The organism is Domibacillus epiphyticus (assembly GCF_001975785.1).
GTDB classification, from domain to species: domain Bacteria; phylum Bacillota; class Bacilli; order Bacillales; family Domibacillaceae; genus Domibacillus; species Domibacillus epiphyticus.
Window position 1 is genome coordinate 166,831 of record NZ_MSFI01000019.1, and the last position, 21,660, is coordinate 188,490.

The 21,660-nt window shown below is 42.2% G+C and carries 18 protein-coding genes; 13 read left to right on the forward strand and 5 right to left on the reverse strand.

The window, feature by feature from the left end; translation table 11 throughout:
- Positions 1 to 56: 56 nt before the first annotated feature.
- From BTO28_RS11575 to BTO28_RS11615, 9 genes are all read left to right on the forward strand, one after another.
- Complete coding sequence (locus BTO28_RS11575) at positions 57 to 1,511, forward strand: SpaA isopeptide-forming pilin-related protein (protein WP_076766401.1); 1,455 nt, start codon at positions 57 to 59, stop codon at positions 1,509 to 1,511.
- Positions 1,512 to 1,523: 12 nt separating this feature from the next.
- Positions 1,524 to 2,165, forward strand: a complete 642-nt coding sequence (locus BTO28_RS11580; protein WP_076766403.1) for a class A sortase — start codon at positions 1,524 to 1,526, stop codon at positions 2,163 to 2,165.
- A 298-nt stretch (positions 2,166 to 2,463) separates the two neighbouring features.
- The gene (locus tag BTO28_RS11585) at positions 2,464 to 2,850 is read left to right on the forward strand and encodes a GntR family transcriptional regulator (RefSeq protein ID WP_076766405.1); all 387 of its coding nucleotides are present in this window, start codon (positions 2,464 to 2,466) and stop codon (positions 2,848 to 2,850) included.
- Entirely contained in the window at positions 2,843 to 3,742 is a 900-nt protein-coding gene (locus tag BTO28_RS11590; protein WP_076766407.1) for an ABC transporter ATP-binding protein, read from the forward strand. Before BTO28_RS11585 ends, BTO28_RS11590 begins: the two co-directional genes overlap by 8 nt.
- A complete protein-coding gene (locus BTO28_RS11595; protein WP_076766409.1) occupies positions 3,717 to 5,699 on the forward strand; it encodes a hypothetical protein in 1,983 nt (660 codons plus the stop codon). The genes BTO28_RS11590 and BTO28_RS11595 overlap by 26 nt, the downstream gene beginning before the upstream one ends.
- Positions 5,700 to 5,804: 105 nt before the next feature.
- Entirely contained in the window at positions 5,805 to 6,188 is a 384-nt protein-coding gene (locus BTO28_RS11600; RefSeq protein ID WP_158068819.1) for a VOC family protein, read from the forward strand.
- Between the two features lie 236 nt (positions 6,189 to 6,424).
- The gene (locus tag BTO28_RS11605; protein WP_076766413.1) at positions 6,425 to 7,804 is read left to right on the forward strand and encodes an O-antigen ligase family protein; all 1,380 of its coding nucleotides are present in this window, start codon (positions 6,425 to 6,427) and stop codon (positions 7,802 to 7,804) included.
- Between the two features lie 160 nt (positions 7,805 to 7,964).
- Entirely contained in the window at positions 7,965 to 10,094 is a 2,130-nt protein-coding gene (locus tag BTO28_RS11610; protein ID WP_076766415.1) for a 5'-nucleotidase C-terminal domain-containing protein, read from the forward strand.
- Between the two features lie 117 nt (positions 10,095 to 10,211).
- Positions 10,212 to 10,694 carry a VanZ family protein gene (locus BTO28_RS11615; RefSeq protein WP_076766417.1) on the forward strand — a complete coding sequence of 161 codons (483 nt, stop codon included), beginning with the start codon at positions 10,212 to 10,214 and terminating at the stop codon, positions 10,692 to 10,694.
- Here the strand turns inward: BTO28_RS11615 and BTO28_RS11620 are convergent, their stop codons facing one another.
- On the reverse strand, positions 10,695 to 11,621 hold the full coding sequence (locus BTO28_RS11620; protein WP_076766419.1) for a hypothetical protein: 927 nt from the start codon (positions 11,619 to 11,621) through the stop codon (positions 10,695 to 10,697).
- A 282-nt stretch (positions 11,622 to 11,903) separates the two neighbouring features.
- Here BTO28_RS11620 and BTO28_RS16985 point away from each other — a divergent pair, with 282 nt between their 5' ends.
- On the forward strand, positions 11,904 to 12,458 hold the full coding sequence (locus tag BTO28_RS16985) for a hypothetical protein (RefSeq protein WP_144289481.1): 555 nt from the start codon (positions 11,904 to 11,906) through the stop codon (positions 12,456 to 12,458).
- 73 nt (positions 12,459 to 12,531) lie between these two features.
- Here BTO28_RS16985 and BTO28_RS11635 read toward each other — a convergent pair whose 3' ends face one another.
- The 4 genes from BTO28_RS11635 to BTO28_RS11650 are packed head-to-tail and all read right to left on the reverse strand — an operon-like array spanning position 12,532 to position 17,903.
- Positions 12,532 to 16,179 carry a multicopper oxidase domain-containing protein gene (locus tag BTO28_RS11635; RefSeq protein ID WP_076766425.1) on the reverse strand — a complete coding sequence of 1,216 codons (3,648 nt, stop codon included), beginning with the start codon at positions 16,177 to 16,179 and terminating at the stop codon, positions 12,532 to 12,534.
- Between the two features lie 15 nt (positions 16,180 to 16,194).
- Positions 16,195 to 16,491: a hypothetical protein gene (locus BTO28_RS11640; RefSeq protein ID WP_076766427.1), complete on the reverse strand. Its 297-nt coding sequence runs from the start codon at positions 16,489 to 16,491 to the stop codon at positions 16,195 to 16,197.
- 27 nt (positions 16,492 to 16,518) lie between these two features.
- On the reverse strand, positions 16,519 to 17,109 hold the full coding sequence (locus tag BTO28_RS17510) for a hypothetical protein (RefSeq protein WP_233129872.1): 591 nt from the start codon (positions 17,107 to 17,109) through the stop codon (positions 16,519 to 16,521).
- Between the two features lie 29 nt (positions 17,110 to 17,138).
- On the reverse strand, positions 17,139 to 17,903 hold the full coding sequence (locus BTO28_RS11650; protein ID WP_076766429.1) for a hypothetical protein: 765 nt from the start codon (positions 17,901 to 17,903) through the stop codon (positions 17,139 to 17,141).
- 263 nt (positions 17,904 to 18,166) lie between these two features.
- Here BTO28_RS11650 and BTO28_RS11655 point away from each other — a divergent pair, with 263 nt between their 5' ends.
- The 3 genes from BTO28_RS11655 (at position 18,167) to BTO28_RS11670 (ending at position 21,627) form a co-directional block, all read left to right on the forward strand.
- A complete protein-coding gene (locus BTO28_RS11655) occupies positions 18,167 to 18,853 on the forward strand; it encodes a hypothetical protein (protein WP_076766431.1) in 687 nt (228 codons plus the stop codon).
- A 104-nt stretch (positions 18,854 to 18,957) separates the two neighbouring features.
- Complete coding sequence (locus BTO28_RS11660) at positions 18,958 to 19,536, forward strand: SCO family protein (RefSeq protein ID WP_233129873.1); 579 nt, start codon at positions 18,958 to 18,960, stop codon at positions 19,534 to 19,536.
- Positions 19,537 to 20,259: 723 nt separating this feature from the next.
- Positions 20,260 to 21,627, forward strand: coding sequence for an aspartate kinase (locus BTO28_RS11670; protein WP_076766435.1), 1,368 nt, complete (start codon positions 20,260 to 20,262; stop codon positions 21,625 to 21,627).
- The last annotated feature ends 33 nt before the right edge of the window (positions 21,628 to 21,660 follow it).

Genomic DNA, 21,660 nt, shown 5'->3' on the forward strand with positions numbered 1-21,660 from the left:
ATTAACTAAGATTGTAGCTTTATGTACGTACAAAAAATTTCAGGGAGATACGGGATATGAAAAAAGCAGCCATGTCAATAATCGCCGTGCTTTTTGTTTTTGGTCTGTTTCAACCGGTACAGGCAGCGGGAGAAACGGGGTTTTATGACAAAGTGAAGGTAACGCATGCAGATGGCGGCACCGATCAGCCGTTTGTGAAAAATGAAAAATTAATAATTGAACTTGGCTGGTCATACAAAGGGAGTCCGCCGGATGCATTTACATTGCCGGATGTATTTAAAGTGAGCGAAGATATTCAAAAAACGTTAACAACGAAAGACGGAACAAATGCTGGTGCAGTAAAGGTAGATAAGAAAACACGCACCGTAAACGTCTCATTAAGTCATACAGATTCATTGGAAGCGGGCACGTCGGGATCGATATTTATCCCTGTCCTTTTTAATGAAACGAAAGTGAAAGCCGCGGGATCATACGGTGCTGCGTTTACCATTGGACAGGCACCACCTGTTGACGTAAAAGTGACGGTGGTGAATGCAGCTGGAACAGGCTCGATGAAAATAGCAGCCATTGATGCATCGACGAAAGCGAAAATGACCGGTTCGGTATTTACTGTTGTGAACGAAGAAGGAAAAGTCGTTGCTTCACTGACAACGAACAGTGCCGGTGAAGCAATTGCGTCAAATTTGGCATATGGGACATATACGGTTACTCAGACGGCTGCGCCAACAGGCTATGCAGTTCCGGTTGACCCATGGAAAATCGATATAAATGCAGCCGTTGTGACGAAAGAAGTCGGGCATACAAAATTGACCGGTTTAACGGGATCCCTCGCCATTACAGTTGTTGAAAAAGGAACAACGACACCGATCAAAGGGGTGGAGTTTGAGTTGAAATCGGACAATGGCCTTTTTGTAAAGACGGTAGTGACGGATGCGAAAGGGAAAGCAGTATTAACGGGTCTTGAATATGGAAAATACACACTAACACAAACGAAAACAGCAGAAGAGTACTTGGTGCCTAATGAAACGTGGGATATTGCCATCGGACGGCAGACTGCTGTTGAGAAAAAAGTTGAAAATCAATTAATCAATGAATACGGCACACTCTCAATCAAGAAAACGGATGAAAAGTCAGGTGCTGATCTTAAAGGAGCAGAGCTTTCTCTCTATCACTATGCAGGCGACCAGAAACTTGTTGCGAAAGTAGTGACGGATGGTAAAGGCATAGCGGTATTTAAAAATTTGGTGCCGGGGAGATATATAATCGAAGAAACGAAAGCACCTGACGGTTATACTCGTTCAAATGAAAAGACTGTCGTGACAATTCAAAGTGGTGAAACAGTGAATCTCGCTTTGAAAAATACAAAATCCTCTCCAGCTGGAACAACGCCCAAAACAAAATCAGGTACATTGCCAAGAACAGGCGATGAATCATCGATGCTGTATATGTTTGGCGGCATGATTTTCGCAGCAGGGGGATTTCTGCTCATGAAAAAAAGGAAGAGTGCGTAATACGCAGGTAATATGCTAAGAAAAGTGATAGCGGTTATTTGTATGATTGCAGCTGCCATAATGATTGCGGCACCATTTTTAAAATATGAGCTGCTTGAAGCGAGCACTGAAAAATATGCAGCGGTGCGCCTGTCGCCGGAAGAAATTAAAGAAAACAGTGAGAAACCAGCACAATTTGAAATGGAAGCCATTCAGCCGCCCTCTGTATTGGATACAGTGATGAATGATAATGAAGTGGAAACGTCTGCGATAGTCGGGCAAATTGACATTCCATCTGTTAATCTCAGTCTTCCAATTTTAAAAGGAACAACAAACGAAAATTTGCTCGTTGGGGCGACGACGATGAGGGAAGATCAGTGGATGGGCCTCGGAAACTATGCGCTTGCCGGGCATCATATGAAAAAGGATACGCTTTTGTTCAGTCCGATATTGCGTGTGGAAAAAGGTGCATTCATTACAGTAACGGATTTAACGTATACATACACATATGAAGTGACCAAATTAGACGTTGTTCATGAATCCCGGACCGATATTCTTGAAAATACGGTTGAACCGGTTATTACTCTAGTTACTTGTTATAAATCAGATGAACCGGAAAAGCGGTTTATCGTGCATGGTGTGCTGAAAAAAACAGAAGAATTCAATAGGAAATAGGACCTGCCTGCCAGGTCCTGTTTTTTAATTTTGCGTCATCTGAAATGTTCGTGTTTGTTTGCGCTCAGCCCTGCATTTTTTTAAGCGTTAGTATAATCTGTGTACTCCGGTGAGGTGCTTTTTAAACCAGGATCAATGATTCGTTGGACATTGACATGTTTTAGTACGAATCTGTGCCGCCGATGTGTTCCGAATCGGGTTAGGGAAAAAGTAAAATTTTTCTGGATTTTTTCATAAGATAACTGTATTATTTATACTAATACAGTTAGTACGGTTTGCGCAGAAAGGAAGCGGAACAATGTTTACAATTGATACGAGAAGCCGGGTGCCGATTTATGAGCAGCTGACTGAGAAGCTAAAAGAACTCATTGTGCGGGAAGTCATGAAAGAAGATGAACAGCTGCCGTCGGTCAGGTCTTTGGCGCAGGATTTAACAATAAATCCGAATACCATTCAAAAGGCGTATCGGGAGTTGGAGAGAGAAGGATACATTTACTCTATACCAGGCAAGGGAAGCTTTGTTTCACCGGTTAAAAACGAAATAAACAGGGAGCGAATGGAGATGTTGAAAAAAGAGCTCGAACGCATTGTTGGGGAAATTTTGTTTTTAGGTGTACCGAAAGATGAAGTCATTAAATTGATTGAAACGATGGAGGAACCGGAAAGGAGCGGTGACGATGATTAAAGCGGAAAATGTATCAAAGCGATTCGGCCGCTATGAGGCGGTGAAAGGGGTTCATGTTCATGTGAAGAAAGGATCCATTTATGGACTGCTCGGTTCAAATGGTGCCGGAAAAACGACACTGTTGAAGATATTATCAGGTATTATTCAGGCTGACCAAGGGGTGCCGGAAATCGAAGGCGAATCCATCTTTGAAATGCCCGATGTAAAAAAACGGGTATTATTCATACCTGATCATCCATATTTTTTTCACCAGACGTCGCTATTGCAAATGGCCTCATTTTACGAAGCGGTATATGACCAGTGGAATTCGGAGCGGTTTCGTCAATTATATGAACATTTTGCGCTTGATCCAAATGCAAAATTAAGCCGGATGTCTAAAGGGATGCAGCGGCAGGCCGCCTTTATTTTAACGCTGTCGGCAATGCCGGATGTGCTTATTTTGGATGAGCCGTTTGATGGGCTTGATCCAGTCGTGCGTCAGCAGGTGAAAAACTTGATTATTCAAGATGTGAGCAGCAGGGAGATGACAGTGATAGTATCTTCACACAACTTGCGGGAAATGGAAGATTTTTGTGATGCGGTTGGTGTCATGCATAAAGGAAGTGTTTTATATGAACGTGAACTGGAAGAGTTGAAGACAGACATCAGCAAGCTGCAGGTGGCATTTAAAAAATTGCCGGATGAGTCGTTTCTTGCCGGGATGGATGTAATCCACCACGAGAAACGAGGCCGGGTTCTGACGTGCATCGTACGCGGAACAGAAGGTGATATTGACCGCTATGTCCGTTCCTATGAGCCAGCTATTTATGATGTGCTGCCGCTTACACTGGAAGAGATTTTCACGTATGAAATGGGGAGTGTTGGCTATGAAATCCGGAATCTTATCGTTTAATAAAGGGCTGTTCATGCAGCATACACGCTCCATTTTGTGGATTTGTGTGTTCTTTCTTTTATCGCAGATTTTGTTGCTGCCATTAGGGATTTTGATAAAGCTGCTAGATGGGCAGATCCTTCAATATTTATTCGAAGAGGAACCGCGGAATATCTTATTCACGATCTCTTATTCTATTCAATATTTATCGTACATTGTTTTTCCTGTTCTATCGGGAATAATCCTGACAAGTTATATAACAAAAAAAGGTTCTTCTGATTTTGTTCACAGTTTGCCGTTTAAACGGTCGACGCTCCTATATCATGTATATTTAGCAGGAACGGCAGCACTTGTATTGCCGATTTTTATCAATGTGGTTATTTTGCTTATTATACGTCCATTCGTGAAACCGATCACGTATTCAGCTTTCCAATTGTTCGAGTGGGCAGGTGTATCACTCTTTGTCGTCTTATTTATGTTTTTTGTGACGGTTATGATTGGTTTATTTATTGGCCCTCCGCTGCTAAAGGGAATTATGGTATATGGGATTCTCATGCTGCCGGCAGGATTATTGATGATGACATTGGCAAATGCACGTTATTTTATTGATGGACTAGCTGCTGAAACCTACACGTCGAAAATTATGGCAGACGGGTTCTTTTTATTCCGGGCTGGCGGATATGAAACACGTCCGTTCAGTGGAATGGAATGGGGTGCTTACCTTGCCATTGCGGCAGTTGTTGTGGCTGTTTCGTTTTATGTGTACAAAGTGCGTCCGGCAGAAGCTGGTGACGAAACGATTGTCTTTCCATTCTTTCGCTGGGCATTTATTTTCGTATTCACATACGTTTCGATGCTGATCGGCGGGGAGTATTTTGGTCAATTTTTAAGCGGATCAACGGCGTGGATGATTGCGGGTTACGTGATCGGTGCCTTAGCAGGATATACATTGCTGCAAATGATCGTTCAGAGATCTTTACGTCTTATATGGCCGTTGAAAGGATTTGCGGTATATGTACTGTTGCTTTTGTTGATGCTTATTCCTGGAACGTTCATTGCCACTTCATATGAAAAAGCGATACCTGAAGCAAATGAGATTGAAAAAGTGTACATTGGTGAAACTGCGGAGCCATTTGAGAACGTTTTTAATGGGGAGGGTTCAGCTAAATTTAAAAAGGTGGATGCCGGGTTTATGAAAGGAGCCAATTCCATTGCAGAGGTGCGGGACATTCATTCCAAGTTAATAGATAGAGGCAAGGAAAAGGATTACGATAGCCACACAGTCACGATTACGTACGAGCTTAAAGATGGAAATCGCATCCAGCGCCAATACAATGTCCCATTTGAAGAGCTAGTAAAGATTACAGAACCGATTAGGAAAAATGTAGAGTTTATTAAAGCATCTAATCCAGTTTTTTCAATTGCAGATCCTGAGAATATAACGTATATAAGCGGATATGATGGAACTACAGGTATACAGTTGGCTAATGTGGCGGAGAAAAAGACGATTACAGCGCTAATGTCAGCTCTTGAAAAAGACGCTCTCACAAGAGAAGCCGATATGTTCAGCCCATATTACTATAATTCAAGCACTCTTGAAATTTGGCTTGGCAAACAAGGAATGACATTCGTTTCCGCAAATGTGAGTCTTGATGATGAACAGAGCATTCGCGCTATTCGAGATTACATCCCCGGCGCTGAATCATTTGCATCTGTAAAAAATGTAGAGAAAGCCTTTGTTGTCACCGCAAAAACAGAAGAACAAAAAGAAGAGCTGATAGATTTTGTTTTCAATGAAGAAGGAGAAGAACCGGAATGGGAGGACATGCCGATCCCTTTTAAAGAGATAAAAGGGGAGGGTGAAATTGCGGAGCTCCTTAATCCAGCTGGTTTAACAGAAGAGAGCAGCCGATTGCTCGTGTTAAAATGGAAATATAGCGGCGGCGTTTCTTTTACTGTAAATGGATTGAAAAAGTGAAAAAACAGCTCAAACGTAACCGTGTTTGAGCTGTTTTTCTTTTAAATAATTCCTTTATTTACTGGATTTACCTGTTATAATAGAAAATGAAAGTGGAGGGGTATGATGTTTACACCGGAACATACTGGAATAATGGTAAGCAATATGGATGAATCCATCGCCTTTTATGAGGAAATATTGGGCTTTACACTTCGCGTAAAATCAAAAACGGCCACAAAAGAAATTGCTTTTTTATCGCATGATCGACTTCCTGGATTTGAAGTTGAACTGCTTCTCGATTTAGACCCAAAACACTCCTACGCAGAACAGGGAATTGTAAATCATCTGGCTTTCTCAGTAGATGATTATGATCAAGCAATGGCTGAACTGCAACGGAAAGGCATTCCTTTTTTAGCGGATCAGCCAACAATCGGTGAAGGAGGCCGCCGGGCGATCAGGTTCGCCGGACCGAATAAAGAAGTACTGCAAATAGTCGAAAAGAAAGATTAAGTTGTATACACTAGAAAAATAATAAAGTTTAATTTCTGCCCCGTTTCAGACTAGTACGTAAGAATGAAGAACCTTTTTCGGGTTCTTTTTTATTGGAGTAATGGTCTTTTTTTCTCTGTTTTCTATTCATTTTTCCGCTATAATAGAAAAGGTGCTTTTCCGTTTAAAACGGACAATTGAAAACTCATATGATATGATAAAATCTACGAATTTGGAAGGAAAGAGGACTTTTCAACATGAAGAACGAGAAGACATTTTGGCTGCTTGCCCTGGCTTTTGTCATTTGGCAGCCTGTTATAGATGTGCTCACTAGCGCGTCATTGCTTCTATTAAATGTGAACTTGACAGTCGGAGTTATTGCCCGCGTGCTGTTTATGGCCGCTTTAGTGGTAATGCTTTTACTGATGGCCCGCAGAAACCGTCTCGCAAGAAGATACACCTTGTATTTAATCGGTCTGGCGATCCTAATTATCGTGAATTTGGCCTTAAATATGAACATAAAGGACCCATATTATTTAGCCAGTGAATTAAAGTATTTTAATAAAGTCGTCTATTTTCCAATTATGTTTGTCGGTTTTAGCGTGCTGTACCTTTATTTGAAAAGAGAAAACGAACCATACAAAGAAAAAACAACCACGTATTTTCTTTACTCCTCACTCATTATTAGTGCCGTTTTCATCGTGTCATTCATAACTGGAACCAGCATGGCGAACTATTCCCATACCAAAATTGGATTTTCAGGATGGTTTTTTGCCGGCAATGAAATCGGAGCCATTATGGCGATTATTTTGCCAATTACGGCTGTATATGCAATCGAACGTACAGAGCGTTTAAAGGAATGGCGACACTGGATTCCATTTATCCTTCTGGCGTTTTCAATGCAGTTTCTTGGAACAAAAGTGGGCTATGGCGGGGTTGTCGTTGTATTAATTGCAGCTTTTTTATCGACGCTCATTCTGTATTTCACGAAAAACCGCTCAGAAAAAATGCGTTCAAACATGCTCATTTCTCTTATTTTAACAGCGGTACTGGCTGTGGCGACACCATTCACACCTATTTTCCACAATATGTTCGCGCATTTAAGCTTGTTGAACATAGATTTTTCGAATGAAGATGAAACGATCGATCCGGAAACGGGTGAAGAAGTGAACCCTGCGGATGAAGATTCTGAAATTACGGATGAGCAGATTCAAAACCTTGTTTTTAGCAGCCGGGAAAAATATTTAGCAGAAATGAAAAATGAGTTTGCGGATGCCCCAATCGAACAGAAATTGTTTGGGATGGGTTTTGCCGGGAATTATGAAGAGCCGGAGCCTGGGAAAGGTCCACGAATGATCGAAATGGACTTCTTTGACCTCTTTTTCTCCCTTGGGATTGTCGGGTTTCTTTATTTGATATCTGTTCCGCTTTACTATGTTGTTAAATTCATTATTCACTTCGTTCGTAATATTAAAGATACGTTTACACCAGTCAATGTCATGTACGGTGTATCCTTTATTCTCGGAATCGGTATTGCAGCAACAGCCGGCCACGTCTTAACAGCACCAGCTGTCTCTATTTACGTGGCAGTTGTCATGGCAATGCTTATGGTACGTGAAGGGATTATAAAAGAATAATTGAAGCCGCTCTGCAGATTGCAGGGCGGTTTTTTGTGTTTTTTCTCTATTTATGAAGCTATTGTAAGAGTTATTTTAAAGTTTGTTCATTTTATTGTTTTTTACATTTATCTGGAATATGCTTTTGGTGTGTAACCACTTTTCTGGAGGAGGAATTTTTATGAAAAAAAATTGGTTTAAGTTTATCGCAGCTGCTGCAACAGCGGCAATAAGCTTTTTATCGGCAACCGCTTCTGCTTCATCATCGTTTACAGATGTACCTGCTCAATATGCAGACGCTGTGCAGTACCTAGTGGACCAGCAAATTACCTCTGGCGTTAAAACGGGCACGTTTGGTACGGCAATGCCAATTACACGTCTAGATGCAGCGATTCAACTTGCAAAAGCACTTGGGCTTCAACCTGAAGATACATATAAAGATGCTGGTTTTATTGATGTTCCAAAACGGGGTCAGTGGGCTGTTAATGCGCTTGCTGCAGCAAAAGTAACAGAAGGAAAAAAGGATAACTATTTTGGTGCATATGACTATATTACACGGGGGGAAGCAATCAAATGGCTTGTTTCTGCGTATGAACTTCCTGTGGATGTAAAGGTAAAAGAGACCGTTTTTACAGATGTAAATGAACGGTGGGCGCCATACGTCGATGCCCTTGTGAAGGCTGGTTTAACAGACGGGAAAACACACGGCAAATTTGGTGCTGCAGATAGGTTAATCCGCGGGGAGTGGGCACTATTTTTACATCGTGGTACTCATCTTCCGTCAACATTTGAACTTTCTGTCATCCACACGAATGATACGCATGCGCACATTGAGAACGTGGCACGTAAAGCGACAGTTGTCAAAGAACTTCGTGAGCAACATCCCTCTTCTTTATTACTCGATGCAGGGGATGTTTTCTCCGGTACACTTTACTTCAATGAGTATAAAGGACAGGCCGACCTGGAATTCATGAATTTGCTTGGCTATGACGCGATGACATTTGGAAATCATGAATTTGATCTCGGTACAGAATCCCTTGCATCGTTTATTAAAAACGCAAAATTTCCGTTTGTTTCGGCGAATATAAATGCTTCAGCGGATAAAAATTTAACATCGCTAATGAATGAAACCGTCACAGACAAGCCGGCAGAGGGGAAGATCTATAACGGAATCATTAAAGAAGCAGGAGGAGAAAAAGTTGGTATTTTCGGTTTAACAACGGCGGAAACCAAAACGATTTCGTCACCGGGCGATCAAGTCGTGTTTGAAGATTATGTTGCGGAAGCAGAAAAAGCCGTCTCCTCATTTCAAGCAGCAGGTGTAAATAAAATTATTGCCCTAACCCATATCGGTTTCCAAGATGGCGGCGGCGACAACGATGTCACGCTCGCAAAAGAAGTAGAAGGAATTGATGTGATTGTCGGCGGTCACTCCCATGACCAATTAAAGGATCCATACATTGACGAGACGGGTAGAGAAGCAACCGTTATTGTACAAGCAAACGAGTATAATAAATTCGTCGGTATACTGGAAGTTGTATTTGATGAAACAGGTGCTGTTACCGAATACGCCGGGGAATTAATCGAGGTAGATGCGAAAAATGAAGACAAGAGCTATGTATATGAAGAAGATGCTTCGGTGAAAAAGATTCTTGCAGAAAAATACACGCCGGCCATTAAAGGCATAAAAGCACAAGTTGTCGGTTCAACGTCTGTTGCGCTTGATGGTGAGCGTGCCAATGTACGGACGAGAGAAACAAATCTCGGAAACTTGATGACAGATAGCATGCTTACAAAGGCAAAGTCAATTGATGCTGACACTGTCATCGCCATGCAGAATGGGGGCGGTATCCGCGCGTCAATCGATCAAGGAGATATTACGATGGAAGAAGTATTGACCGTAATGCCATTTGGAAATGCTTTGGCGATTATGGATTTAACGGGTGCTGAAATTAAAGCAGCGCTTGAACATAGTGTCAGTATGGCACCGGAGGCATCGGGCGGATTCATGCAAGTATCGGGATTGAAATTTACCTATGATTCATCCAAGCCAGCTGGTGACCGTGTAACAGCTGTGGAAGTATATGAAAATGGCGCGTTTGCTCCGCTGGATCCAGCGAAAACATATGCTGTTGCAACAAATACGTTTACAGCGAAAGGCGGAGACGGGTACACGATGTTTAAAACCGCGTATGACTCTGGCCGTGTAAGTGAACCAGGCTTTGCAGACTGGGAAATATTCACTGATTATGTGAAAGCAAATCCGGGTGCTGAACCGAAAGTGGAAGGACGCATTACAAAACAGCAGTAAAAGAAACGTAATAGCTGTCAGCCTTTTCGTGTGAGGATGAAGAGGCTGACTTTTTTATTTTCGTTAATTCCGGTTCAGAATCATATGATATATAAAACAAAACCGGGGAGGGAGAAAATGAAACATGTGTTATTGGTTTTGCTTGCTGCGGGTATAATTTATATTTTCTCGTCACAAACGTATGAGCAGCAATCTATCATTCCTATTCTTCGCATTGTGCTGCCAGGTGAACCGCTAAAAGAGCTCCTGTCTAATTTGGAACTTACATACTGGGGACGGGTGATCTCAGTGGAAACGAGAGGATATTATTATTTTCTGGAGTTTCTTATTCGAAAGTTTGCCCACCTTTTCTTGTTTGGTGTACTGGCTGTATCGTTAACATGCCTGCTCACGACGGCACGGCTCCGTTTTATCACGGCGGCATTCATCGCGCTCATCTTGACAGCTCTTTATGCAGCTTTTGATGAATATCATCAATGGCAGACTGGCGGACGGACTCCGCTTATAAACGATGTAATGCTGGATGTAGCTGGTGCTATGATTGCACTTGTCCTATTCACTCCATTTTATTGCAGGCTGCGGAAACAATGGAGAAGTTAATTAAATGACGATGATATAGATTGATTCAAAAGGAATGGTTAGTTTCTTCTTGTTTGGCATACAAAGCAGCAGTGAATCTTTCGTAACCTCTTCAACAGTACCCTGGACTACATTGTCTAGAAGTTTGATCTTTACTTTTTTATCTAATAGATCCAAGAAAAAAATAGACAGCGTCATTTTGAAGAAGATATGAAGCAGCTCGGGAGAAGAAGCCACTGTTTCCCCAAAGTTAAATGTAAGTGATCTTCTGAGGCAGGGATCAATATCGATCAATTCTGGTTCGTTAACAGGCTGGACAAAACGGCTGCGAAGTTTAATGGAAGCGACCTTTGAAAATGGAATAATAATTTCCAATTCTCTTTTTCTTAAAAGAACAAAATCACGTCCAACGATGTGAACACGTCCTGTGAGGGATTTTCTTTTTTGAACTTTCTTCTTTTTAATCACTAGTTTGCTGCTTTTAAGGGGAGTACGCACATTCCTAGCCTTCATTCTCTTGTTATATACCAGTTTTCGCCGATTTGATCTTTTCTTTCTTTTTCTTTTCTTTTTTTCTGAACTCCCTGAAGTAGTATATGAGTCGTTAAAAAGCGTTTTATCGTTTATTTTTGACTGAGCAGCCTCTTTGTCTTTGTATGTTATGAACACTTCCACCCATTGATTTATTAAACCTTCAAAAGATTCTGCTCGTCCTTCAGCGGGACGCTCATTTGATAAAGCTAAATTCAGCAGAAGCACATTCGCAGCTTCAATCTTTTCTTCAAGATCTTGAAGCGCTTCTTCTGGGAGACAAGAAGAAGGAGAGGGGAATTTCTGGGTTTCCAGCTGTTTCGGACAACAATTTTCCGGGGAGCAAAAATCATCAGCTATACCTGGAGGGACAAACTCTGGACAACAAAAATCAGCGGATTTGCGTTTTTTCTTCACTCTTTATTCCGTCCTTTCTCATTTTAAGCGATACCTATTAGTATTTTATGTGACAGGCTCGCTGGTGGTTCTCTAAAGTGAGACTATAAAGCTAAAGGTTTATAACCAAGTTTTTCATGTTGAAAAGGGGCTTTGGCTTATCCACATTAGTAAAACATACATAAAATGGTAGTAGGCTTATAAGCTGACGGAAAATAAGGAATTTTCTACGTGGTTCGCTGCAGAAGAGTATTTTTATATTAGTCAGATATAGGCAGGATTTAAATAGAAAGGAGGAAGAGAATGAGTATTCATCACCAGTGTCATTGTTTTGGCGATAATTCTCATCACCAAGATCATACGTGTGGATGCAAAGGGACTGATGGCATTAAATTTCATCACCATGATCATTCATGCGGATGCAAGGGATTTGAAGGAGTCAAATTTCAGCAGCACAACCCATCATGCGGGTGTAAAGGTTTTAGGGACAATGATTTCCCGCGAAACGACCACCACTCTTTTCATCTAAACAACCATCATGTTTGTTCGAATCATTTTCATAATAGATTTAATTCTCATTTTGGGAAACGGTGTTTGTGCGATGACCGTTTCAGTGTCCGGTTAGGTGGATTACGAAACGGGATGGCTTTTCGCCTTCGTCAATTGCTCGGATGCAACGTTAAAGTGACGTTTGATGAAGGGCAGGCGATCCGGGGGAGAATTGCTTTCGTTGGTACGGAGTTTGTAGAGATTATGGCTCTGGAAAAAAGAACGAAAGAGAATAATTGTCCGCGCAGAAAAAAATTTTTTATTATTCAATTCGATAAGATAAAAATGGTGGAAATGATAGAGAAATAAGTGTAACGTCAAAACAAAACGATGTTCAGTCTAGAACATCGCTTTGTTTTTTTTATTGGAATAAAATCAAATCTTAACGTTCAAGAATCGGTAAATGGGGCATTACTTTATCGTGTACCCGGAAGATTCCCCACATGCCTTGCTCGATGTCCCAGCGGATGTTGCCGGATCGATACATATAGTCACCTGGAATGTTAAATATTCCACCTGCACCACCGATCAAAAGTAAATCTTCCGTCACGCCCGGCACCAAATGACCGACATAAGAGTCAATTCTTGAATCAATGTCTCTAGGATCGAATTTCCAATTGTGTCCGTGCAGGTGGAAAGTGTGCGATCTTCTTCGTTCTGATGGATTTGTGAGGCGGACAACGACAGGATCACTCGGATAAGCTTCGAAAACTGGTGTTGCTGGATCGCCGAATACTTTTGAACTAAATAAGTCGCTTAAAACAGGATGTTTCCTGTAGCGGTTAATCAGTCTTTCTGTTCGGTAGTTGAAACCGCGCGAGCCAAAATCGTACGTATCCACTTCATCGTCCGGATCCGCTTCAGGAATCACACCCGCCAGTGGATCGATAATTAACTGGTCTTGCTTATCCACGAGCCGGACCCCATCGTGCATAATTAAGACAAATTCTCTAAAATCACCATTAAACGGGTGTCTTAAAATGACATTTGCACCGGTTTTGACAGGCTTTAATGTTCTTGGGTCAAGGTAAGTCGTAAACCGCGGCTCTGCAATAAACGCTCCGAAGGTTCCGAACGAACGATGGTTCCTCAAATCGGCCATATCCCACATCGCACACGTTCCTATATTCTCCTGGACATGCCATCGGTACGTAATTGTTTCTCCAGGTCCGACAGTCTGATCTGGATTAAACCCGACGGTGTCACCGCTTGATGTAGTGACATCATAGTCAAGCATGTTAACGTGCAGAGAGATACGCAAGGAAGGCGGATAAACTGCCTGTTCCTTTACCGGCGGATACGGATGAATCCCGTCTGGGAACGGAAACAAATCAAATTTCAGCCGGCTGGTCAAGGTTACTTCGACTAAATCACCGGAATTCCCTCTTAACACGAGCGGCTCTGGATTCTTTTTGCCGCAAAGAATATCTTCCACATCTTCTTCCAGGGCAAAAATAATGCCAAATGGGTCGTGATCACCAAAGGAATTATAAACAATTGGTGTTTGAAACGCGACAACACGATACCTCCTGATCGGCGGGTTATGCGCCACTTCAGGCGGCAGTGAGCACTGTGGATCGGCGGGCGCTGGTGGTTTTCCAGTTGCTTTTGGCAGCGGCTTCGTCCTTGGCGGAGGCAGCGGCCGGTCAGGCAGCGGAATCAAATTATTCACTTCTTGATCAAATGCGCGAATTAATCCCCACGTACCATTCCATACATCCTCTTCATCGCCAAAAGCCCATAAATAATCTCCCGCTCTCGGAATGTCCATTTCCAGTGTAAACGATTCTGAAATGCCGATATGCTGCTGCGAGCGGAGTTGCGAATCGTTGCTGGGACGCTCTGCTTTCCATTTCAGCCCATGCACATTAAAACTGTGCGACTCTTCGTGGGCTCCTTGCAGCAGACGGATGCGGATCGGATCCCCTTTGTAGGCCCGTAAAATAGGGGTGATCGGATCACCATTGACATAGGAGCTGAAAGAATAAGCGGGATCGCAGTTTTTTCCAAGCCGAAACTGCAGCGGTTCATTCTTGTAATTGACCGCAAAAATACCCGGATCATCCTGTGAGCCTGGAAATGGAGGGGGCTGGATCGGACAGCCGTCTTTATCAAATAGCAAAGCAAAATCCTGGACAAACAAGGCAAAATCCCGATAATCAGGAATAATAGGATGGACAACGGTTATTTCTGTACCGTGATCTACCTCTTCACCGGTTTTCGAATCGTAAAATTCGGAAAAACGGGGCTGGATAACGCAGGAGCCAAAAATGCCATGCTGCTGATGTGAAACCGGAAATAAATGGTCATGAAAGAAAAAAGCTTTTAATTCCGTGTCGGCAAACCACTCATATCGAATGGTCTCGCCCGGCAAGACGGAACTGTCATAATTCCAGCCCACATTTGCTCCATCAGAAACCAAAACATCAAATTTGACAAAATGGACGTGAAAGCCTACTTCATAGGTTCGCGTAACAAGCTGAAAAGCGTCTCCGTCGAGCAAATGAGGCATTCGATTTGTAAAATTCATTCGAATGCATGACCCGGCTGGTGCGTATAAGACAAGCGGTTCGGGCTCCTTTTTTCCAGACAGCACATCATCGAGGTGCTCATCTAAAACATAAATTCTTCCTTTCGGATCGTTCCAGCCCTGTTTATTATAAACAAGCGGCAGTTCAATGACGGATACGTTAAATTCCAAAACAACCGGGTTTCCGAGGCATGAATCAGCAAATACAGCCCCGGGTCTTGCATTTGGCACTGCAGCATTTTTTTCGAGTTCGGTCATTTCCCTGCCGCCAACAATGCCCAGCGGAGGCCTTGGCGCTTTGCAGCCAACTTTTCCCGGGATAAAGTTAGGGAAACCTGGTCTTGCTTTCGTTGGTTCCGGTGGACAAGGGCGGTCCGGCAACGGCTGAAGGGGAGCAATCGGCTTTCCGTTTGGATAACATTGGCTTCCATCTTGAAGCGTATCAAATATGCGGTTCATCCCCCACATTCCGACTTCAAAATGTGGATAGAGATGGCAATGTACAACGACATCCCCAATGGCCCCATGTAAGCTGCCGAGGCCGTATAAAGGTTGAACAGTATAGTGAGACTGGGGACTGATCGCTTGCGCGTCAACAATTTCTGAGTTCATGTTAGTTGAATCCCTCAGCCATTGATGAACATGGTAATGAAATACATGTGTTTCTTTTACACCGGCGTGAATCAGGCGGATAATGGCCGGATCGTCCCGGTAGCCGCACATGATGGGGGTGGCTGGATCGCCAAACACCCACGAATCATGATGAACTTCTTCGCCATCGCTCTCGGGAGCCACTACGCCTTCTTCAATTAATTTAATTCGATTGTGAAGCGGTTCATATCGATAATTAACACCGTGAAAAGACTCTGCTTCTTGATTGGTCAATGGATTTAGCGGACGGTTGCCGGTTAAGTCGTCCACTTCCATCTCATCGCTAAAAAACCATGCATATTCCCGGAACGAAGGAAGGAAAGGGTTATGAATATCAGCAAAAACGCCGCTGTTTAACGGTCCACCTGTTACCGGGTCCGTCCACCAGGAACCTCTTTTTTCAACGAGCAATGTACCGAAAAGACCCTGAATGCTGGAACCATCTTCCGTACTGGATACATTGCCAAGATCGGTAAAAAAACAAATTCCTTCATGCGTAGCATTTACACGATAAAGAATGGTTTCACCGCATTCCGCTAATGAACTTGGATTAAAGCCTGCATTCGTCCCATCTGACGTTAATACGTTATAATCAAGATCCTGAAAATGCATCCCTGTCGCAAACGGCAGCTGATTTTCAAACAGGATTTCGACAGTATCACCTTCATTTGCCCTGATAGTGAGGGGCTGCACGAGTTCCACTTGAGTAAACGGATTTTTACGGACAAGCTCTTTCACTTTTGATTCGTTTTCTTTTAGGACATACATCATTCCATCCGGATTGTGGTCGCCAAAATTGTTGACAACAATCCGGATCGGAATGGCCACAACGTGAAAACGCCGTATCATCACATTCCCTCCTTGTTACGCTATATCATTTAACTCGGGAATACATGGTTCACCGGGAAACTCTATATAAAACACTTCGATGTTATGAACGTGGATCAGCCACGTTCGGTTTTCTAATTGAGCAAAATGCGTTGTTTGGACCATTAGCTCTATGTGATCTTCAATGAGCGATAGTATTTCACCAATAAAAAGAAATGGATAAGATGGGGTCAGGATAAGTGCTTTATATCCGATCCCTGCCCGAAAATAATCTTCGAGTGCCTGGTCATGAATAGTGTTATAGGAATCCGAATTGCTAAATTTATGGATCATCCTTTAACTTCCTTTCTTACGGGGTTTTTAAGTGAGCGGAAATCTAGTATTGCAATCGAAACATGGTGTTAACTGAGCAATTTTTTCTAATGGGATGGATAGTGGTGTTGGGAATTGAAAAAAAGGAGCATTCAAAATTTTAATCGTAACTGGATAGATCGTCAGATGGCCAGCGTCCACCTCGATAATGGGTCCGCAAAAAATGGGTCTAAAAGTCTGCCCTAACAAATTTAATTGTGCCGCTTCGGTTATAACTAATACATTTTCTCCCATAAGCCTGTTTAATTCCCTAACTAAATCATCAACCTCGTCCTCGTCCTCGTCCTCCTCGTCCTCGTCATTCTCGTCATCCTCGTCCTCGTCGTCCTCGTCATTGTCCCCAACGTCATCGCCTCTGTCGTCGGTGTCATCAATGCCCGCGTCATCCCCGTCATTCGGTTTCTCAGTTTCTTCATCTTCATTTTGTTTTTCTGTTTCATGTGGTTTAATGTTTTTTTCTAGTGTTTCGTTTTCATCTAATATCTCGTCGATTTCGTGTTTTTCGTCGCCATCTAGTTTGTTGTCATCTACTGGTTTCTCGTTCTCTTTTGCTTTCTTGTCTTGTTTCTGTTTTTTCATCATCTCTCTCCTTTTCTGCAGAAGTGATTTCATTTAAATAACAGCTTAAGAAACCTCCTTGAAAATAATGGGATCAGACTAAGGAAACGTATGCTGTGAATGGATGTAATATTCTCTATTTTCACTTCCATTTTTTCATTAAAGAAGGAAATACGGAGTTTTTGCGGGTCTGCACCATGTACTTTTCCGTGTACGTTTTCCTTAACCGTTTGGACTTCTAACCAGAGGGATTTCCATGATTGTAAATTAGTGAATAGAGGTTCTTCATAAAAAAGCTGAATTAATGTATCCCGTTTTGATACCGTTTCACCAAAGTTAGAAAGCAGCTTTTGTTTTAAATTGTTGTCATAAATAAAATGCTGGTGAGTATTTGAAAAATTCGGTACTCCTGTTGGAATGTTTGCTGACTCAATGGCGTGATAAGGAATCCAAATCCGTTCTTTCAAGTTGGTAATCATGACAAAATCACGGCCAATCGCACTTACTTTGCCGAGCGTCTGAATGGTTCTGTTCCCATTTTTGGAATAAATGATGACTTGCTGGTTCCGCTTCATTTTAAAAAACCTTTTCAGCATTAACGGTTTTCGTTTTTCAGGAGCCGCATTCGTTATATTCAAAAGATTCGCCTGCTCCATATATTCGTTAAAAATCCTTATTTCTTCAGTAGGGCCGGCCCCTGTTGGAGAGGTGATTCCATCACTCGTTTCAAAAATTTCATTTTGGCTTTTGTCTTCATTCCGCCTTTTTTCCAGTAAAACGGGAATATACTCATCAAGTCTCATTCGAGTTTTCATCGGATTCCTCCTCATGTAAAACGTCAGGTCAATATATGCGCGGAAAAGATTTCATTATTCGTAAATAGATATATTCACGTTGTCTCATTGAGTAGCCGAATGATACAGCACAAGCGTCTTAATGAGGTGATTTTTTGTAATAATTTGAAATTGTTTTTCCGAATCTAGTCGAACTAACCATACGCTTTAAATGGTGAAATCATACCTTGTAATAACCAAGTACTTTATGACTTGGAAATTATTAAGAAAAGGGGAAATACCGTATGACTAATTGGAAGTGCAGCCACTGTAAGCACGACAACGACAAGAATACGAAGAACTGCAAACGCTGCAATTCTTATCATTCCTGGAAGGGGGATAAGCACGATGATGACAAGCACAAAAAACCAAAAAAACGTAAAAGAGTCTATACATCCGGTGTTATTGCGAATACCGATCTAGGTGGTGATCCAGCTGCTCAAAGTTTATATGTAGCGGTTACCAACTTTAGTGAGCACCCGATTACAGCAAAAGTTGAAGTGTTTAACTGGGGTGATCCGAATATTTCTGCAGGTTTGCCGCCAACTGCTATTCCTGGACTGCCTATGCCAATGGGGGAAACGAGAGTAATGGTAGCACCAGGAGAACGACTTAAAGTTCCAGATTGTAAAACACAACATTTTCATGCGGACTTAGTTGCATGTGTCGCTCCAGCCCTTTCATTTGAAGTGCGTGTCACCATCATAACGAAAGACGATGATGCCAAATTTGTATTTAACGCGGTTACTTACAGTAACGCGGATGCGGATGCGGATGCGGATGCGGAATTGCCAGTAGAGGATATTCTCGATCCAGCAGACCCGGGAGATCCGGAACCGGCAGGTGGAGCACCTCGTACAGAAGCTCTCGTCATGTTCAAAGACTTTGTACTAATGGATGATTCTAAAGACGATAAAAACTGCTGCATCTAAGAATTTAACACTACGCTAAGACCCTTTAAATAAAGGGTCTCATTTGTTTCAAATAAAGAGGAGCAGGGGCTTCCTGATTTACTCTTGGAGAGGGGATAAGACAGGTGAAAGCCATTATCGTCGGTACTTTGGTGAGTGTATGTATTATGGCTTTGTTTTTCTTCTGGTCCACAGCTTTGGAATTGCCCAAGCTTGGAACTGTGAAGGAACCATCGCTTGCAGAAGTAAGCGGAAAAGAACTTTCGATAGAGGGAAAGCCAATGCTCGTTACGTTCTTTTATACAGAATGTCCGAATGTTTGCCCGTTTACATTCCAGGATTTGAAAAAGCTGCAAAAGGTGTTAAACGATAAAAACGTCACAGAAGATCAATATCAAATTTTATCCGTCACTCTTGATCCAGAAAATGATACAAGAGAAAACATTTTACAGTATAAACAGGCGTTCGACATTTCATCTTCCAATTGGTTGTTTCTGCGGGGATCTAAAGAAGAAACGGAAGCATTCGCAAAGAATTTTCAAATGTATTACGAAAAAAGTGAAGATGGGTTTATCACGCATTCAACGACGATGTTTGTCGTGGATTCAAATCGGCAAATTAGAGCACGCCACGATATGGCCGCCGGCAGGAATAGAGTGGATGTCGAAAAAGTGGCCGACCATCTCATGCAGCTAACTCAATAACCTGTCAGTCTTGCAGACTGAACATGAAAAGGTGACTGTCATTGACAATCCCCTTTTTTTATCGACCATCAACTATTGCTTTTTTTTAAGTTTAAATGCTTTTACCAATTCTACATGCCCGCGTGCAGCATATTAGGCCACTATGATGGATCTGCTTGCTGCGTTGCTCTTAATCTTAATAATCCATTTTTCGTTATAATTGCGCTCATATTCGTTTCACATGGAAGTTTGCCTTCTTTTTTCCTCGATCTACAAGGTTATTAACCTTCAAAATTTCCTGATTCGTCCAATTTTGTCTTGCTGCTGTAACGGATGAGTTTGATAAACTAGTATGAATGAAATCTTCCTAACCATGAGTTTGCTCTTCGGTAAAAGAATTTACATGGATCGAAAGAAAGTAAGTCGCGGACCACCGATGTCCTTCGTTGGTACAAACGTTCATTTTATCTTTTACTATATAATATTCAAAAACTATTGTTTGTAGGATGAATAACCTTTTTGATTGAAACTATACTGAAAAAATTTGTTTTGCTGAGAAATGAGCAAAGCTATTTGAACGATTTAACGATAGCTTTGGTAAATGTCTTCATTCTCCAATATTTGAACAAACTTAATTCTGATTATTTCTTCTTTTTTTATGTGAACGGTGGTATAATTTTTCAGATAAAGCGGCAATTCCGCAAACATTCAGCTTAGAATGTAAACAAGCAAGGAGTGGCAAACATGATCGTATGTAAATTTGGTGGAACATCGGTTGCAAGCGCGGAACAAATTAAAAAAGTGGCTGCAATCGTTAAAGATGAACCGAAACGGAAAGCGGTTGTCGTATCGGCACCTGGCAAGCGATTCGGTGATGATATAAAAGTAACTGATTTATTAATTGCCCTTGCCCACGCTTCATTGCGTAATCAAGACGCAGAAAACGAATTGAAAGCCGTTGTTGATCGTTATGAGGATATTGCGCAAGGTCTAGGTCTTGATGATACAATTGTCAACGTAATTGAACAGGACTTGCGTGGACGTTTGCAAGAAAACCGCGACAATCCGCCATTATTTATGGATCAGCTGAAAGCAAGCGGTGAAGATAATAATGCAAAACTGATCGCAGCGTACTTTACAAGTATTGGTCTTGATGCTGAATACGTGAATCCAAAAGAAGCAGGTTTAGTTGTCAGCGATGAACCAGGCCGTGCACGCGCTCTTCCAGAAGCATATGAAAACTTGTCGAAGCTTCGTGAAAACGGGAAAATCGTTGTATTCCCAGGCTTCTTTGGCTATACAAAAGAAGGCGTCATGATGACGTTTGCCCGCGGCGGTTCCGATATTACCGGTTCCATCTTAGCCGCTTCTTTAAAAGCAGAGCTATACGAAAACTTTACAGATGTCGATTCTGTCTTTGCAGCGAATCCAAATGTTGTGGACAACCCTGCTGAGATTAAACGAATGACGTACCGTGAAATGCGTGAACTGTCTTATGCAGGTTTCTCTGTATTTCATGATGAGGCATTAATGCCGGCATTCCAGCATTCCGTTCCGGTTTGCATTAAAAATACAAACAATCCGTCAGCGCCGGGTACAATGATCGTCGCAGAACGCGAATATACGAAAAGCCCAGTCATCGGTATCGCAGCAGATGCCGGATTCTCAGCGCTTTATGTAAGCAAATATTTAATGAATCGTGAACTCGGTTTCGGCCGCCGTCTTCTGCAGATACTGGAAGAAGAGGAAGTGTCATATGAGCATATCCCATCCGGCATTGATGATCTGTCTGTTATCGTTCGCAGTCATCAATTAACAGCGGAAAAAGAAGAGCGCATTTTAGAGCGGTGCCGTGAAGAGCTGCACGTCGATAATGCCCATATTGAACACGGATTCGCGATGATCGTGCTTGTTGGTGAAGGCATGCACAACACACTTGGGCTCTCTGCGCGTGCAACTGCAGCAATTTCCCGTGTGGGTGCCAATATTGAAATGATCAATCAGGGATCATCAGAAGTCAGCCTTGTTTTCGGAATTCAAGAAAAAGATACAGACAACGTTTTACGTGAATTGTACGAAGAATTTTTCAGCAAAAGCGCTGTTCTTCAATAATTACGACTAAACCCCGTGCGAATGTGCGGGGTT

Coding starts and splice junctions, on each gene's coding strand:
- BTO28_RS11575 (WP_076766401.1), top strand. CDS start 57: ATGAAAAAAGCAGCCATGTCAATAATCGCCGTGCTTTTTGTTTTTGGT.
- BTO28_RS11580 (WP_076766403.1), top strand. CDS start 1,524: ATGCTAAGAAAAGTGATAGCGGTTATTTGTATGATTGCAGCTGCCATA.
- BTO28_RS11585 (WP_076766405.1), top strand. CDS start 2,464: ATGTTTACAATTGATACGAGAAGCCGGGTGCCGATTTATGAGCAGCTG.
- BTO28_RS11590 (WP_076766407.1), top strand. CDS start 2,843: ATGATTAAAGCGGAAAATGTATCAAAGCGATTCGGCCGCTATGAGGCG.
- BTO28_RS11595 (WP_076766409.1), top strand. CDS start 3,717: ATGAAATCCGGAATCTTATCGTTTAATAAAGGGCTGTTCATGCAGCAT.
- BTO28_RS11600 (WP_158068819.1), top strand. CDS start 5,805: ATGTTTACACCGGAACATACTGGAATAATGGTAAGCAATATGGATGAA.
- BTO28_RS11605 (WP_076766413.1), top strand. CDS start 6,425: ATGAAGAACGAGAAGACATTTTGGCTGCTTGCCCTGGCTTTTGTCATT.
- BTO28_RS11610 (WP_076766415.1), top strand. CDS start 7,965: ATGAAAAAAAATTGGTTTAAGTTTATCGCAGCTGCTGCAACAGCGGCA.
- BTO28_RS11615 (WP_076766417.1), top strand. CDS start 10,212: ATGAAACATGTGTTATTGGTTTTGCTTGCTGCGGGTATAATTTATATT.
- BTO28_RS16985 (WP_144289481.1), top strand. CDS start 11,904: ATGAGTATTCATCACCAGTGTCATTGTTTTGGCGATAATTCTCATCAC.
- BTO28_RS11635 (WP_076766425.1), bottom strand. CDS start 16,179: ATGATACGGCGTTTTCACGTTGTGGCCATTCCGATCCGGATTGTTGTC.
- BTO28_RS11640 (WP_076766427.1), bottom strand. CDS start 16,491: ATGATCCATAAATTTAGCAATTCGGATTCCTATAACACTATTCATGAC.
- BTO28_RS17510 (WP_233129872.1), bottom strand. CDS start 17,109: ATGAAAAAACAGAAACAAGACAAGAAAGCAAAAGAGAACGAGAAACCA.
- BTO28_RS11650 (WP_076766429.1), bottom strand. CDS start 17,903: ATGAAAACTCGAATGAGACTTGATGAGTATATTCCCGTTTTACTGGAA.
- BTO28_RS11655 (WP_076766431.1), top strand. CDS start 18,167: ATGACTAATTGGAAGTGCAGCCACTGTAAGCACGACAACGACAAGAAT.
- BTO28_RS11670 (WP_076766435.1), top strand. CDS start 20,260: ATGATCGTATGTAAATTTGGTGGAACATCGGTTGCAAGCGCGGAACAA.